Annotated in this window: 14 protein-coding genes and 1 pseudogene; 7 read left to right on the forward strand and 8 right to left on the reverse strand. The window is 39.0% G+C overall.

Going from position 1 to position 16,350, the window contains the following annotated elements:
* Nucleotides 1-631 precede the first annotated feature (631 nt).
* Together Q0P34_RS03925 and Q0P34_RS03930 are read left to right on the forward strand one after the other, a co-directional pair.
* Nucleotides 632-1,636, forward strand: a complete 1,005-nt coding sequence (locus Q0P34_RS03925) for a DarT ssDNA thymidine ADP-ribosyltransferase family protein (protein WP_294953178.1) — start codon at nucleotides 632-634, stop codon at nucleotides 1,634-1,636.
* Nucleotides 1,612-2,280 (forward strand): hypothetical protein, encoded by a 669-nt coding sequence (locus Q0P34_RS03930; RefSeq protein WP_294953181.1) that lies wholly within the window; start codon nucleotides 1,612-1,614, stop codon nucleotides 2,278-2,280. The genes Q0P34_RS03925 and Q0P34_RS03930 overlap by 25 nt, the downstream gene beginning before the upstream one ends.
* A gap of 115 nt (nucleotides 2,281-2,395) precedes the next feature.
* Here Q0P34_RS03930 and Q0P34_RS03935 read toward each other — a convergent pair.
* The 4 genes and pseudogenes from Q0P34_RS03935 to Q0P34_RS03950 all read right to left on the reverse strand — a co-directional run.
* Nucleotides 2,396-2,494 (reverse strand): annotated as a pseudogene (locus tag Q0P34_RS03935) (thioredoxin reductase); the annotation flags it as partial.
* 79 nt (nucleotides 2,495-2,573) lie between these two features.
* Entirely contained in the window at nucleotides 2,574-2,783 is a 210-nt protein-coding gene (locus Q0P34_RS03940) for a hypothetical protein (RefSeq protein ID WP_294953184.1), read from the reverse strand.
* Complete coding sequence (gene yidC / locus Q0P34_RS03945; RefSeq protein ID WP_294953186.1) at nucleotides 2,770-4,851, reverse strand: membrane protein insertase YidC; 2,082 nt, start codon at nucleotides 4,849-4,851, stop codon at nucleotides 2,770-2,772. The genes Q0P34_RS03940 and yidC overlap by 14 nt, the downstream gene beginning before the upstream one ends.
* Nucleotides 4,852-4,863: 12 nt before the next feature.
* Nucleotides 4,864-6,276: a sulfatase-like hydrolase/transferase gene (locus tag Q0P34_RS03950; RefSeq protein WP_294953189.1), complete on the reverse strand. Its 1,413-nt coding sequence runs from the start codon at nucleotides 6,274-6,276 to the stop codon at nucleotides 4,864-4,866.
* A gap of 31 nt (nucleotides 6,277-6,307) precedes the next feature.
* Here Q0P34_RS03950 and Q0P34_RS03955 point away from each other — a divergent pair, with 31 nt between their 5' ends.
* On the forward strand, nucleotides 6,308-6,613 hold the full coding sequence (locus tag Q0P34_RS03955; protein WP_294953192.1) for a hypothetical protein: 306 nt from the start codon (nucleotides 6,308-6,310) through the stop codon (nucleotides 6,611-6,613).
* 150 nt (nucleotides 6,614-6,763) lie between these two features.
* Here the strand turns inward: Q0P34_RS03955 and Q0P34_RS03960 are convergent, their stop codons facing one another.
* Nucleotides 6,764-7,609 (reverse strand): NAD(P)/FAD-dependent oxidoreductase, encoded by an 846-nt coding sequence (locus Q0P34_RS03960; protein ID WP_294953195.1) that lies wholly within the window; start codon nucleotides 7,607-7,609, stop codon nucleotides 6,764-6,766.
* A 131-nt stretch (nucleotides 7,610-7,740) separates the two neighbouring features.
* Between Q0P34_RS03960 and Q0P34_RS03965 the strand changes: the two genes are divergently transcribed.
* The gene (locus tag Q0P34_RS03965) at nucleotides 7,741-9,294 is read left to right on the forward strand and encodes a hypothetical protein (RefSeq protein ID WP_294953197.1); all 1,554 of its coding nucleotides are present in this window, start codon (nucleotides 7,741-7,743) and stop codon (nucleotides 9,292-9,294) included.
* A gap of 148 nt (nucleotides 9,295-9,442) precedes the next feature.
* Here Q0P34_RS03965 and Q0P34_RS03970 read toward each other — a convergent pair whose 3' ends face one another.
* Complete coding sequence (locus tag Q0P34_RS03970; protein WP_294953200.1) at nucleotides 9,443-10,882, reverse strand: MFS transporter; 1,440 nt, start codon at nucleotides 10,880-10,882, stop codon at nucleotides 9,443-9,445.
* 104 nt (nucleotides 10,883-10,986) lie between these two features.
* Nucleotides 10,987-11,826, reverse strand: coding sequence for an SDR family NAD(P)-dependent oxidoreductase (locus tag Q0P34_RS03975; protein WP_294953203.1), 840 nt, complete (start codon nucleotides 11,824-11,826; stop codon nucleotides 10,987-10,989).
* Between the two features lie 171 nt (nucleotides 11,827-11,997).
* Here Q0P34_RS03975 and Q0P34_RS03980 point away from each other — a divergent pair, with 171 nt between their 5' ends.
* From Q0P34_RS03980 to guaA, 3 genes are all read left to right on the forward strand, one after another.
* Entirely contained in the window at nucleotides 11,998-12,957 is a 960-nt protein-coding gene (locus Q0P34_RS03980) for an HD domain-containing protein (RefSeq protein ID WP_294953206.1), read from the forward strand.
* A gap of 14 nt (nucleotides 12,958-12,971) precedes the next feature.
* Nucleotides 12,972-13,922, forward strand: a complete 951-nt coding sequence (prmA, locus tag Q0P34_RS03985; protein ID WP_294953209.1) for a 50S ribosomal protein L11 methyltransferase — start codon at nucleotides 12,972-12,974, stop codon at nucleotides 13,920-13,922.
* A 95-nt stretch (nucleotides 13,923-14,017) separates the two neighbouring features.
* A complete protein-coding gene (gene guaA, locus Q0P34_RS03990; protein ID WP_294953212.1) occupies nucleotides 14,018-15,562 on the forward strand; it encodes a glutamine-hydrolyzing GMP synthase in 1,545 nt (514 codons plus the stop codon).
* Nucleotides 15,563-15,796: 234 nt separating this feature from the next.
* On the opposite strand, the gene Q0P34_RS03995 is transcribed toward guaA, so the two are convergent.
* Nucleotides 15,797-16,327 (reverse strand): helix-turn-helix transcriptional regulator, encoded by a 531-nt coding sequence (locus tag Q0P34_RS03995; RefSeq protein ID WP_294953217.1) that lies wholly within the window; start codon nucleotides 16,325-16,327, stop codon nucleotides 15,797-15,799.
* Nucleotides 16,328-16,350 lie beyond the last annotated feature (23 nt).

Genomic DNA, 16,350 nt, shown 5'->3' on the forward strand with positions numbered 1-16,350 from the left:
TAAAAAATCTGAGAAAAAAGCTTGAGGAATATACTTCCTTTGATGTTGATAATCTTCCTGAAAAGGTTATTGAAGCTTTTATTGAAAAAATATGGGTTTCAAAAGACGAGTTCAGGTGGTACATCAGAACAGGCGTTAAAAATCCGGAGTGTGAGCCTGTTAAGATTGGAGCTTTTGTATTGACAATTGAAGATGCAAAAAAACATCAATATGCAATATCAACGAAGAAAAGAGTATATAAATGGTTTGACTTAAATGTATCTGTTTGGGTATAATTCAAAAAGCTCTGATTTTACGGGCGTTTCATTTGGTGTTAGTGATTGTTTATTACACAGGCTGCAATCGCAGAGAAGAACGCTTAATCGGTAACAAAAATAGCAATAATTAAGAGGACGCTTCGGCGTCCTCTTTTTGTTTCTTGACAAATAATTATTTGCATTCTATAATGTGTCAAATCGTTATAATACATTGATGGCAAAAAGTGAGATAATGAGAGTTGATTGGTGTGTATAATGTAAGTTATCGTTATCCGGCTGGTATAGACGAAGAAAAGATAATGGAAACTATGGAAGAACTATTCGGCGTTGAAATAATTCTACATAGGGAAAAATTTAGTTATTGAGGTGATGATATGAATTATTGTGATTGCGTTTTCAAAATTCAAGTAGGAAGTAATTCTAATGCTAAATATAATGTTTTATCCTGTAATAAAACAAAGCCGACAAATTGTAATTGTATTAACATAGATTCAGTTATTGGAAAAGAAATAATAAGATTAATTGATGAAGGATCATTTAAATCTGGTGCAGAGTTTTATGTTGAGAAAGTAGGTGTTTACAAAGTTATTGAGGTTATGACTGTTGAAGAATATGAAATGATGTTAATCCAAGTGAAGAAAGAAAAGGATGATATTTTATTAAAAAAAGTAAATCAGGTTAATCAGGCAATAATTCCAAAACAAACACCAATAGAAATATATGAGTATTTATTAGCTAGAAATGTTAAATACTTAGTGCATTTTACACCCATTGAAAATATTGATAGTATATTGAAAAATGGTATATGTTCTGTATTTAATCAAATAAGAAATGGCATTAATTCATTAAGGCCTGACAAAGATAGATTTGATGGGTTACTAGATTTTATCAGTTGTTCGATTTCTTTCCCAAATTACAAATACAAGTATTCAAAAGAAATAAATGAAAACATTCATTTTGCAGTTATTCTTCTTGATATTGAACTTTTAAAAACGTATAATTCAGGAGAAATATTGTTATCTGTTGAAAATGCAGCAAAGAATACACCTTTTGCAAAGTCAATAGATGAGTTGTTTTCCGAGGTTGCATACAATAGAATAACGGGAAATAAAAGTACTAGAAAAGAATTAAAAATTAATGAATATGATACAACGAATCCACAATCAGAAATATTGATAAAAGGGTATATTGATAAAAAATACATAGAAACAATATGTCTTTATTCTCATGATTATTATGAATTGATAGAAAAAGGAATACAAAGCGAGCTGTTTGATAAACGTGCAACTGAGTATTTAAAATACAGATTAGACTACAAATTTTGGAAAAATGATAGTATTAGGGAGGGGATAGAATGGCAAGACGACCTACCTTTTTAGCAATAGAGGAAAAACCTTTTTTTAAAGAAGTGAATATTGATTTTGAATTCTATACAGGCTTTGCAATTACACAAAAGCATAAAAGTATTGACTCGCTTCATACTGCTTTTTCAGAAAAATATCCTAATCTAAATGTGCTTGAAGTATCACGAAGATCAAAAGATTCGATAGGTATGCAATTAAGTGCGTTTAATTTAAAACTAACAAGTGAAAAAAACGGATTTCAGTATCCAGTGGAATGTATTTTTCAATCATCAAAAGTTTTTGAAAATGGTGGACCTTATATAGATTTGATGAGTTCTACTCCAGCTGAAGCAAAGAAAGATGAACGATTAAAGAATTCTGGTAATTTAAAATGCTTTAAATATAATGATGAGGAATTTCCTTTAGAACCAAAGACATTGTTTTATGATTGGATTTACATTCATGCGTTATTAGAAACCCCAGATGTTGCGAAAGAATTAGTGAAATATGACGCTTTCACTGATATTGAGTTCAATCCTTTAAAATCTATAAATTGTCAAGCACGAGCAACTGCAATATTTGTAGGGCTGTCAAAATCAGGTGAACTTGAAAAGTATTTAAAAGGCATTGAAGTTTTTAAGGACTTATATCCCGAAAATCAACAGATGTCACTTTTTTAATCGCTATGTTGTAACACAAAATAATGTTTGCAGCACAGGCTGCAATCGCAGAGATGTAATCTCGCTAAAACAAACAACGAAGGCACTCCGCAAGGAGTGCCTTTACTTTTTGCTTTTATTTTGACAGATATGCTATGGCGGAGTGGGCGGCGATGTTGCCCTCGCCTATTGCTTTCGCAATTTGGTACGGTGTCCCCGTGCAGTCGCCTGCGGCAATTAAAGCATCGCTTTGTTAGTTGCTTAACATTTTTTTCGCATTATATCCGCTTAGTTTTTAAGCGATGAAAAATCATTTAATTGTTATTGCTGTTTGTATCGGAGAGGTCAACAATGTCCTCTTCAATTTCTTTTTTTTCTTCAATATTAAGAGTTTTTTTAATTTTCTTTTTTGCTTTTCTTACGATGATGCCCGCTACCGCTCCCACGGTAACAACACCTGCAACAACAAATTGAAGAGTGTAGCTCATTACCGATGGATCTATGTATAGGTTAATTGGATTCATTTTTCTTTTGCTCCTTTTGCTTTTGAATTAGGCGATTAATAATGTATTTGCCGGCAACCTCGCCGCTTTTGCCGTAGTTTGCAACATATTTGTTGCGAATAGTTTTTATTTTGTCGGTATATTCATCCTTGTTTTTTAGCATATCGTTGATTGTGTCTGACATACCTTCAAAATTATTTGGTTCAAATCTTTTTCCGATGATATTTCTTAATGTAAGCTCGAGCGGTTCAATTCCTATTTCCTCATAATCCTTGTTATAGATCTTTGGAGGTGTGTCTACAAAAATGCATGGCTTTAGAGTTACATAGGAAAATTCAAAGCAGGTTGATGACCAGTCTGTGATTACTATATCGGAATTATAAATTGAGTCACTGCATGAAAAATCAAGTTCAAATGTTAAATCATTTCCATTGTAATCCTTATACTTTTCAACTAATGTATCAAGTTTGTTCGGATATCTTTTTTTGTATTCAGGGTGAGGTCTTACAACAACATTATATCCTTTTTGAAGTAATTCGTAAAGAAGATTTTCAATACAGCTGTCAAGAATATTACCCTCCTGCCACGAAGGAGCAATCAGTATTTTTGGGATACTGTTTTGTTGCTTTGGCATATTGTCATATTTTTCCTGAAGCGTTTCTAAAAATCCATATCCGCAAACAACAAGCTCTTTTTGAGGTAACTTATAGATTTCCTCTTGCTTGCGGATTTCGGGTATTTGAAATTCTCCTACACAAAAAATAGTATCAAAATGGTCAAGACATCCTTTATTCATAACCATATGAGTACTCATTGGTCCATGTACGGTATATATGTATTCGATGTCCTTTTTTACATAAGAACGTTTATAATAATAAGTTTCCAAATCAGGAGTCGTCATAAGGACAATATCGGCATCCATCTTCATAAAAACAGTAACCATTTTTTTCTCGCCTATGAAATATGCCTTAAGATTTTTCAACTCCTTTTCCAAATTAAAAATATTATCATTAGGGTCACTTGTGATATAGTGAACAATAATGTTTGAGTTGTTCAAAAGATAAGTGATAATTTTATCAAAATATTTATAGAATCCTCCGTTTTCAGCATAGATTACCAGATGCTTGTTTTCAACAGAGAAAAAACGTTTGTAAGCTGTTTTCTCGCGTTTATACAGTTCTGTGCCTCGTTTTGGAGAGCTTGTGCTGCCTATTGAAGAAATTTTTTCAAGCTCTGCCTTGCTTTTTTCCAATGCATCATAGTCAATGTGCTTTTTTGGATTCATAACCGTATTAAGAATTATTTGTTGAAGCATGGTAAAAAGATTGCTGCAAATCCAATAAAAGCCTATGCCGGCAGGCACAAACCCGCCAAGAATAAGTGAAATGCCGATAGACACAGCATTTGTACCTATTTGTTCAACCTTTGATTGCTCTGCCTGAAGAGGATTTTTTATGTTTTGAAAAAGGCACAGAGCAAGTGCCGATAATCCCGCTAAAACGGGAACAATATACATTTTCCCTCCTGCAGAAAACGGTGTGGCTGATAAATCAAAGCCTACAAAATTCATATTTAGCGATTTAATTGCGTTTTCCGTATCTTTGCTGCATATTTGGGAAATGGAAAATCCGTTTTGAATTTCTCTTACTGCAAAAAGCTGGACGGTGTTTGAGCTTATATCAAATCCTGTTTTATCGCAAACGGCAGATATTATCTGAAAAACCTCTGCCTTTCCAATTGATAAAATATTGGTAAGAGGATTGTATATAATCTGAATAACGCACATAAGCAAAAACAGCTGAACTATCATAGGTATTAATCCTGCCAAAGGATGATAGTGTTGTTCCTTGTATAGCTTTAACTGTTCGTCGGAAATTTTATCCTTTTCGCCGTAATATTTTGCCTTTATGCCGTTAAGCTGAGGCTGAATTTTTATAAGATTTAATGAATTTTTGTGTGTCCACAGTGAAATGGGAAACATTATAATCTTTGTTATTAATGTAAAGAATATTATTGCAATGCCGTAGTTTGATACAAGATTATAGCAAAAATTCATTATTATACCAAAAGGCTTGGATATATATTCCATATTTTCTCCTAATTAATACCATGCTTGTTTTGTGTTTATTGATTTTTCAAGCTTCCAATTTTTAATATTTGAGGCATCACCGGTTATTTGATATTTATCCAAAATCAGTTTGCTGTTTTCGTTTATTCTTGAGTGATAATAAATTCTTGTGCGTACAGTATCCTCATTTATTTCAAACAAGCTGTCACCGTAATTGTTTTTGGTTGCCAGATTAGCGTCCTTTACTATTGTTGGTATTATGTCTGAAACCGAGGCTTGTACATGGCTGACAGCTAATCCTTGGGATTTTGAAGCCTTTGGTTTTATAAAGACGCAGGTTCGTGTGCCCTCTGAAACTTCATTAAGTAGATTTTTGTAATCCGTGTATGGATAGCCGTGGTCTCCTGTTATAATTATTGTTGAATTGTCATATACGCCCAATCTTTTGAGCTCATTTAGGTATTCTTTTATTATCTTGAAAGAACCGAGAGTTTGCTCTATTGATGTTGAGCTTCTAACCCTTTCGGCGTTTGCGTTAAGGGTGTATGGAGAGTGAGTACCGTGTAAATAGATAAATGTAAAGTTTTTATCGCTGTCGTAATAATCTAATCCGTTTTCCTTTAGCTTTTTATAGAGCTTTGCGTCATCGTCGTGATATATTTCATTATCACTGTCAAGGCTTGACAATTTCAAAACCGTACCTTGTGCAGTGAAATTAAAAATGTATGCCGGCATTTGATGCGGAAATACACGACCGTTTGAAAGGGTTAGTAAATACTCCAGTATATCCTTTTTGTTTGGAGTATATCCATCAATTTTTGTTGCGTTGCTAACTAAATCCTTGAATATGTCTGCATCTGTGTATTCATAATATCTGTCAGCATAAATATTAATGTCATATCCGTTGTTTTTTAAGTCTTTTAGAAACGGAGAGGTGGTATAGGCTTTTTCAAAGTATTCCTTTGCATCGGTTTTGCCATCGTATTCAACTCCTGTTATAAGGCCTGTTGTTGCCGGATACGTTCTACTGAAGGTTGAGACAGTGTTATCAAAAAAGGTAAAGCCGTCTAAAGATTCATTAAAATAATCAGGATATTCCTGTACAACCTCGTCGTAAAAGATTTTATCAAATCTGTCAAAAAGAAAATATATGATATTTTCCTTTTGTGATACATTAAACATATTTTTTTCAGATAATGCATATTTTACGTTTATTCCACTGTTTGAAACAAAGTCTTTTGTTGTAAAATCGGAAATAAGCGTTGCCGAATTCATGGCAATCAAAACTATACATAAAAATGCACATATGTTTTTCCATTTTTTCTTCAAAAACAGACCAATCAAAAACATTACATAAATTGTAATGCCTAAAATAATAGTGTACGTTGTTGTAGCCTTATCAAAATCTATTCTTACATCACCCGAGACGAAAGTGTCTTTTCCCATATAAATATTGTATATGTATCCTGCTATGAAAATGGATATTAACGTTGAAGTAATAAGATTAAGAAGATGCCTGTTGAATATCATAAGTATTCCGAATATAGCAGCAAAGCTTCCCAAAAAGCACAACAAAAAGGGAAAAACAATGTCCTTAAATGCAAATGAAAATTCTTGTGCATTATTTGCAAAGATATCTATCGGATTAAATATAAAAACTATGAATGAAACCATTGCAGAAACCAGGGAGGAAATTAATAGCTTTTCTTTTGTTGTATATTTATCCATCTTTATATTTTTCTTATCCATATGTAATGTTCCTCTAAAAGATATGTTAAGTTAGCGTATATTTTAATAAATATATATTATCATTAAAGAGTGAAATAATCAAGTAAAAGTAAATGATTTGGTGATAAAAATACATTGTCTACAAAGATACAATTAGTGATATAAAATAAGCAGCAGTTGAAGTTCAAGTCCTCAACTGCTGCTTTTATTTTGACAGATATGCTATGGCGGAGTGGGCGGCGATGTTGCCCTCACCTATCGCTTTTGCAATTTGGTACGGTGTTCCCGTGCAGTCGCCTGCGGCAAAGCAACCGTCAATGCTTGTTTGCATACTTCTGTCAACCTTGATTATTCCGTTTTCTGTTTGCAGGTTATTTAGCAAAACATCTGCCGACACAGCCTGCTTGATGAAGAACACACCGTCAACCTCTATGCTTGTCCCGTCTGCAAGCTCAATTCCGCTAACCCTCATTTCGCCGTTGATTTTTGCAATCCTTTTTTCAAGGTGAACTACATTTTTTGCGGTTATATCCGAGTCGTATCTGTGGCTGTAATATACCTTTTTCGCGAGGTCGGCAAGATATTCTACCTCCTCCTCTTGCTCCTTGCTGTCGCAAAAAACAGCAATCGTTCTGTCCTTGTAAAGCATACCGTCACAGGTGGCACAGTAGCTGACTCCTCTGCCGAGAAGCTCTCTTTCGTTTGGCAACGGCTTTACGGTTTCTGCACCGAGGCAAAGTATAACCGCTCTTGCCTCAAATTGCTTTTTGTCTGCAAGCAGTACAAATTTGCCGTTCATATTGTATATACCTGTAATTCTCTGCGGTGTAACCTCTATGCCCATATTGTCAAGATGTGCACGAAGCCTTTCGTTAAGCTCGCTTCCCGAAATATTAGGCAGAGCAGGATAATTATTAATCTCTTGCGAAATTTCAACCTTGTGCGACAGCTCGTTATTGCCAAGCAGCACAAAGCTTTTGTTTCTGATTTTGCAGTTTATCGCTGCGGAAATTCCGGCAGGACCACTGCCCACAATCGCAATATCAAACATGGTATCACTCCTTTTGTTTTATTATAGCACAAAGCAAAGCATAATTGCAAAAATTTGTATGTTGATTTTTGCAATGAATTGTGATATATTGAAATAAAGGTTACAATTTGTAATATTTAAGGAGTATATGTATGAAAAAAATAGTATCCGGCATTTTGTCCGTTGCAATGCTGTGTACATCATTATGTTCATTTGCATCACCTGTTCAGGCGGCGGGGTCGGTAAATGTAAAGATAAGCGAGGGTCAGCGTATGACCTATATTTCGGAAACATCAACTCAGTATAAGGTTAGACTTTACACCGAGCTTGCCAATGGCAAGTACGAGGCAACAAAAACCTCTGCAGGTGCAACGGCAACAAACGGAATTGTCGGTTATATCAACAAGGCGGATGCCGATGTAACATATTTTAACAATCAGGGCAGACCATGGACCGATCCCTATAAAGCTATATACCACGGTGCAAAGTACATTGCAAACAACTATCTTACACATCAGTACACATTGTACTTTCAAAAATTTAATGTCATAACCACCGGCAAAAAATTTTCGCACGAGTACATGTCTAATATAAAGGGTGCATATGACGAGGGAATAATACTTTATAACGGATACAAGAATGCAGGCCTGCTTAATGCAAAGCACACGTTTTACATTCCTGTATACAATGCCGAATCGGGCGACACAGTGGTAAGTGAGGGTGAGTATGAGGGTATACCCAAGAGCTATGCCGATAAGCTGACAGCATTAAAAGCAAAGCACCCAAATTGGAACTTTGTTCTTAAGCCCACAGGAATGTCTATTGCAAACGCAGTAAAGGGCGAAATGGCTGTAAACAAAAGTGCAAGTAAGGCTGATGTTCAGCGTTACATCAACCCTCTTAATTTCTTAACCGATCAGTATATTTTTCAATTCGAAAGCATAATTGCCGCTGAGGCTAATGAATGCTTGGCAGGCTCCAACGCAAAGCAAAAGCTTGCCAAGGCTATACTTAATGGAACGTGGATGGCCGACAGTTCAAAGCCTATTTCGTACACCGATACCGAGGGCAAGGCAAAAACCGTTTCGCAGGTTAAGTCTTATGTTGAGGCTATCGAGAAGGCATCCGCTTACAGTAAGCTTGGAGTAAACTATATTTCGTCAAAAATCAGGCAGGAAAACGGCGGCACAAGCCCAACTGCAACGGCTGTTAAGGGCACGGTTGCTCCGTTCCAGGGTATGTATAATTATTTTAATATCGGTGCATATGTAACAGCATCCGATGGTTTGGCTTGGGCAGCCGGATTTATGAAAGCAAAAAAAGATGCGGTTTTGTATAATACAAACGCAACTGTTCCTCAGCAGACAACCACTACAACCAAACCAACCACTACCACAAAGAATTATACACCTGCCAAGGTTAAGCTTGTAAGCCTTACGGCGTACAGCAGCCGTCACAAAATCAAGGCAAAGTGGAATAAGTGCTCAACCTCTGCAACAGGCTATCAAATCTATTGGGCAAGGGATAAGTCCTTTAAGAAGATTGTTGCAAAAACAAAAATCACAGGCAGAAGATATACAACCTATACCGGCAAGAACTTTACCAAGGGCAGAAAGTATTATGTAAAAATCCGTGCATTCAAAAAAGCAAACGGCAAAACATATTACGGTCCGTGGTCAAATATCAAAGCAAAAACAGCAAAATAAAAAACTTTTCCCGGCTCCCCTTAATGTAAGGGGAGCTGTCGTCATTTATGACTACTGAAGGGATAAAGCATTCAACAACACAGATAAATAAAATCGGGCTGAATCTAAAATTCAACCCGATTTTTTGTATTCTCAAATATATCTGCGATTACTGAATTTCTCTCTTTTTTGCAAGTGCTTCGCTGATTTCTGCCTTCTTCTCACCGACAACCTTGTACTTGAGCATTGGTATAACAGACAGCAGAGCAAGTATACCCGGCAATGCTGTGTATGCAAAGAAGATAATGTTCTTTGTGCCGAGTGTGAATGTACCTGTTGCAAGTCCGTCATAGTAGCCGGATGCCTGAACGAAGATAAGACCTACTGCCGTACCGAGCGCAAGGCAAACCTTGATTGTTAGAGTGAGGATAGAATAGCAGGTACCCTCCATTCTCTTGCCTGTTTTGTATTCGTAGTAGTCTACACAGTCGGCTGTCATAATCATCGGCATAAGGGTTACTGCACCAAACTGCAAGCCGATAAGGAAGAGGCTTGCGTAGAACAATACGGTAAGAACTAAGCTTTGAGGTGACTTGAACCAGAAATAGCCAACGGCAAACGAGAACACCGATGCAACAAAGCCGTATACCGAAAGAAGGATGTAAGCATTGCGTTCGTTAAGCTTTTTGATGAGCAGAGGGCAAAGTGCCATGCTTATCATTGAGCCAACGGCGGTTACGATACCCAAAACGGCAACAAGGTTTTGGCTTCCCAAAATTACTGTTGCGGCCTGAACCTGAATACCCATAGCCATCTGTCTGCCGAAGCCAAGAAAATATGAAACAATTACAAGCATAAACGGCTTGTTGTCCTTAAGAGCAAAAAGCATATCCTTTGCTGTTGTTTTTTCTGCGGATTCTACCGTTACCCTTTCCTTGTTGATAAGCGGGATGAGAGCAAACAGCACACAGCCGAGAATGGCTGTAAGTATTGCCGTGCCGAGATATTCCATGGCAATCATAGGGGTATCGGTCTCGCCCGATTTAACAAAAACCTTTGAGCCGTTTGGAATGATAAGGCATACAATAGGCACGATAACAACACATGCGCTGAAGCCAACCTGCTTGAATGTGTTAGAGATAGAAACAACGTTTGTTCTTTCTGTTGGATTTGGAGTAAGTGCAGCGGCAATGCCCTGCGAAGGAACGTCACCCATTGTCATGGCAATGCTCCATATCAGGTACGTTACAAAAATCCAAATGTATGTTGCAATTTTGTTTTCCTTAAACGGAACATCAATAAATATCACCGCGGTGAAAATAAGCAAAGGAATAATTGAATAAACAATCATGGATTTGAACTTGCCCATTTTGCTTTTTGACCTGTCTACCAAATTACCTACAACAGGGTCAGCGACGGCAGATACAATTTTTGCAATCAAAATTAGTATTGCAACAACCGATACATTTGCCCCCAAAATTGAGCCGTCAAATTCTGCCTGGTAGCTGTTGAGCAATCCGACTATTGCCTGAAAGCCGAACAATCCAAGCGAGTAAGCCGCAATTTCCTTGAAGCTAAGATACTTTTGCTTTGAGACAGTTTCTCCCATATTCGTTATACCTCATTTCCAAAATAATAAAACAAGCCAAGACAGAATAATACTATCCTGCCTTGGCGTCATTACCAAAACAAAGAAGCAGCTTTATTCAGCAATCAGTCTGAAAATACTTCCTTAAATATATCTACGTTTGCCATTCTCATAACAGAGCTGAAGAGCTTTGAACCGTAAACAGGCATAAGGCGGTTGAACACGCTCATTGCGTGAGCGTCAAAGCCGTGAACCTGCATCGGAGCCTTATGCTCAATGCCAAACATAATCATTTTAACCATTTTGTCACAATCGGTGGAAATCATATCCATAATTTTTGCACCGTTTGACATATCTGCATCGCCCTGACCGGAGAAAATGTCAGTCTTTGTGAAGCCCGGACAAACAAGTCCTACATACATCTTTCCCTGAAATTCAACACGAAGTGCTTCCGTAAATCCTTTGAGAGCTGCCTTTGATGCAGAATACATTGATGTGCCTGCCAAGGTCATAAGAGCCGCAGAGGAGTCAATGTTGATGATTGCAGGTGTACTTGACTCAAGAAGCATGGGGAGCATTGTTTTTACGGAATATACGCACGAGAAGAAATTGATGTTCATTGCTCTTTCAATTTCGTCGTATGAATACCTATCAAATCTCTTAAACTTTGGCAAAATGCCTGCGTTGTTGACAAGTACATCAACCTTTGTTCCGTCAGCTTTAAGCTCTTCTGCGAAGCTCTCCCAATTTTCCCTAACGCTTACGTCAAAAAGCTTGTATGAAAATTTGCTTGCATATTGGGGGCCGAGCTCCTCAATAAATTTAAGCATTTTCTTTTCGTTTCTTGCAACACCGATTACTGTGCAGTCATGCTTTTTGATAAGGGTTGCGGCGATGCCTGCACCCATACCGCCCGATGCACCGGTAACAACAACGGTTTTGCCCTGAAGCCAACATGTACTCATATGTATATCCTCCCGAGTAATTTTTATATTAATGCTAATTAATAATACAATATATTTTTTGAATTGTCAAATAATATGGGGAATATTTTTGTATGTACGGTTGATAAAAAACGGCTGTTAATGTATAATTGACTTGTAGTTTGAAATTGATATTGAAGGAGATAACGGCGTATGAATTTTACACAGTTGACAAACGGAATGAGCGAGGGCTTTGTCCTGCTTAAAAAATGTGAAGAAAAAAGGACAAAAACAGGCTCCTGCTATCTTGATGTAGTTATATGCGACAAGGACGGCGAAATGACAGGCAAGTGGTGGGATTATACTCCTAATGATGTCTTTTCTGCCGATATGATTGTTAAAATCAGAGGAACGGTGGAGCAGTACAACGGTAAGGATCAGTTCAGGATTTCTCAAATGCGACCTGCCAATTCAGGCGACAGCTATAATCTTTCCGACCTTGTGCCGTCGGCAGAGGTTGGCGGCGAACAGCTTTTCGGTATGCTTCGCTCAAGGGTAGACGCCTTTGACGATGCCGAGCTTAAGGCAATAGTGCTTAAAATCATTGATGAAAAAAGGGATAAGCTTGTGGTTTATCCGGCTGCATTAAGGCTTCATCACGCAATTGTAGGCGGACTTATGTATCACACAATGAGCATTGTGCGTATGGCAGAGGAAATCTGCAAAATCTATCCCAATATAAATAAGGAGCTGTTGCTTTCCGGTGCAATCCTGCACGACGTTGCAAAAACGTGGGAGATTGAAACATCACAGTCCGGCCTTGCAAGCGGTTATTCCACCGAGGGTGACCTTATCGGTCATCTTGTAAAGGGCGCAATGTATGTTGAGCAGGCTGCAAGGGAGCTTGGAATTACGGGCGAAAAGGTCACCCTGCTCGAGCATATGATTTTGTCACATCACGGCGTTCCCGAGTATGGGTCACCCGTGCGTCCAATGTTTATTGAGGCAGAAATTCTTTCTGCTCTTGATACCCTTGATGCAACAATTTTTGAGTTTAACAATGCACTCAGCGGTGTTCAGACAGGCGGATTTTCCGACAGACAGTGGGCTCTTGATAACAGAAAGATATACAATCACAGCTTGGGCAAGCCCGAGCATAAGGTTAACTTTTAATCGGAGGTACGACAATGGGAATGACAAATGCCGTTGAGCAGGACAGCTGGACAGAAATTGCTGTCACTGTTGACACAAAGGATATTGACACAGCAGGCGATATTGCAAATATGGTTGTGCCGTACGGTATTTATATAGAGGATTATTCTGCCTTGGAGGAGGAAACAATGCAGATTGCTCATATCGATTTGATTGAGGAGTCGTTGCTTGAAAAGGACAGAACAAAGGGAATAATTCACGTTTATATTAATCCGGAGGAAAACCCTCTTGAGTCAACATCGTTTATCGCAGAAAGACTTAATGCACTTGGAATTAAGCACGAAATTACAATTTCCGATTGCAAGGTGGAGGATTGGCAGAATAATTGGAAGCAGTATTTTCACCCCATGCCTATCGGCAAAAAGCTTCTTATCCGTCCTGTTTGGGAGGATAATTATGACGCGGGCGACCGAAAGGTGCTCGATATTGAGCCGGGACTTGCCTTCGGCTCGGGCTCTCACCCCACCACTCAGCTTTGCCTCGAAACCCTTGAAAATTATATCACCTCCGACAGCACCGTACTTGACATCGGCTGCGGCTCGGGCATACTTTCAATAGCGGCTCTTTTGCTCGGTGCAAGGTCTGCCTTTGGTGTGGATATAGACTCTCTCGCCGTAAAAACTGCCAAGGCAAATGCTCTCCAAAACGGCTTCGGCGATGACAAATTCACCGTTGTTCAGGGCAATCTGTCCGATAAGGTTAACGGCAAATTTAATGTTGTTGTGGCCAATATTGTTGCCGATATTATTATGGAGTTTAATAAGACTGTCGGGGATTTTTTGACCGACGACGGAGTGTATATCACAGGCGGAATAATTGAAAGCAGAGAGGATGAGGTGCTGTTCTCCTTTGCCCAAAACGGCTTTGAGGTCACCGACCGCTTCGAAAACAACGGCTGGCTCGTCTTCGTCCTCAAAAAAGCATAGTTGTCGTAATCAATGCTTTTGGTGCAATACCCACTTGCAATAATCATTGGTTTAATATATAATATTTTTACATTTATTTAGATTGTGAGAATGCTATGGAAAAGATTTTAGTTTTGGATTTCGGCGGTCAGTACAATCAGCTTATCGCAAGGCGTGTGCGCGACCACCATGTTTATGCAGAAATTTTGCCTTATACCACACCGCTTGAAACTATCAAAGCAAACGGTTACAAGGGCATAATATTTACAGGCGGACCTAATTCTGTTTTTGATATGTCATCACCTCATTATACAAAGGATATTTTGGAGCTTGGCATTCCTGTCTTGGGCATTTGCTATGGCTGTCAGCTTATCGCGTGGATGGGTGACGGCGAGGTTAAGACAGCTCCTGTTTCGGAATACGGCAAGATAGAGCTTAACGCAAAATCATCCGTGCTTTTCAAGGATGTTCCTCAAAAATCTGTTGTTTGGATGAGCCATACCGATTATATTGCAACTCCGCCAAAGGGCTTTGAAATTATCGGCTTTACAGACGATTGTCCCTGTGCCGCGATGGAAAATAAGGAAAAGAATATTTACGCTGTTCAATTTCATCCCGAGGTTACTCATTCCGAGTACGGCAAGCAGGTTTTGTACAATTTTTTGTACGAGGTCTGCAAGTGCTCAGGTGATTGGGTGATGGATAATTTTATTGAAAATACCGTAAAGGAATTGCGTGAAAAAATCGGCGATAAGCACGTTATCCTCGGCTTGTCCGGCGGTGTAGACAGCTCTGTTGCGGCAGGCTTGATTTCCCGTGCAGTCGGCAAACAGCTCACCTGCGTTTTTGTCGATCAGGGTCTTATGAGAAAGGACGAGGGCGACTTCGTAGAAAAAACCTTCACGTCACTTTTTGATATGAATTTTGTTCGTGTAAACTGCGGCGAGCATTTTATGGAATGTCTAAAGGGTGTTACCGATCCGGAGCAAAAGCGCAAGATTATCGGTACCGAATTCTATAAGGTCTTTTGGGACGAGGTCAGAGCGAGAGCCGCAGAGGGCTTTTTCGCACAGGGAACCATTTATCCCGACCGCATCGAATCAGGTAAGGGAAAAAGCGACGGTAAGGCACAGACTGCCGTTATCAAAACTCATCATAATATGGTGGAAAAGCCAAGTGATATTTCGTTTATTGATACAATCGAGCCTCTCGGAGATTTGTTTAAGGATGAGGTCAGGGCAGTAGGCGAAAAGCTTGGAATTCCTCACGAGCTTGTGTGGCGTCAGCCGTTCCCGGGCCCCGGACTCGGCGTAAGAATTATCGGCGAGGTAACTGCCGAAAAGGTAAAGATTTTGCAGGATGCCGATTGGGTTCTTCGTGACGAGATGGCAAAGAATAGCTACGAGAGTAACCTTGCACAGTTTTTCTGTGTGCTTCCGGGCGTAAACTCGGTAGGCGTTATGGGCGACCATAGAACATACGATAATGTTGTGGTAATCAGAGCAGTAACCACAGACGACTTTATGACAGCCGATTGGGCAAGAATACCGTACGACATTCTTGCAAAGGTCAGCAACCGCATAACAAACGAATGCGCCCACATCAACCGCGTTGTCTACGACATCACCTCCAAACCCCCCGGCACAGTCGAGTGGGAATAATAAAAGAGAGCCCAAAAACCCAGTAATATCAAGGGTATTCGGATTTCGCTCACCCCTTTTGATAACGATTTGATAACAATCCTTAGAGTGACCATTATTCTATACCACGAGTGGTTTGTAGGTTATCAGAATAATAGCCAAGTGGTTGTCATCAACAATTAAATCTGTATTAGACGATTAAAAAGCCCTTAACTGTGGATTACCGCAGTTAAGGGCTTTTTGTCGTCTTTTTTCTTAGTCCGGTTTCAAACGGTCTTTGAACGCTTCGACCATAGCATCGCTGAGTTCTTGGGAAGGAACTTTAACCCATCCGCCCGTTGTATCGAACTTGGGATAGTGATAGCGCCATTGGTCGTAGGTTTCCTTGTCGATCTCACCTGAATCGAGTTTGGCTTTCTGTTCGTTCCAAGCGGCAAGCATACGGATAACCTCTGCGGCATCCTTGCCTTTGTCGGCATTAACTTTAAGGCAGAGTTCCCCATCGGCTTCGCTGACGGTAATGCCATAAATATCTTCAAGCGCAAAGAAAGTGTGAGCCAAACCTATGTAACTGTCAATATCGGGCACGTTCAATGCTTCGGGTGCAACATCCAAAACTTGTGCCAACGCTGCGGTAATATCCGCTTTTGGAGTACGGGAACCTGTTTCATACTGTGCCATGCGAACATCAGCAGATTTATCGGGAAAACCGAGTTGTAAACCGAGATATTTCTGTGTCATTCCACGCAGATTTCGGAAAAAGTGAATTCTTTCGCTAATAGCCATAAAAGCACCTCTTTTCAAGTGTT

It is taken from the genome of uncultured Eubacterium sp., from assembly GCF_945980375.1.
Classification (GTDB): Bacteria; Bacillota; Clostridia; order Oscillospirales; family Acutalibacteraceae; genus Eubacterium_R.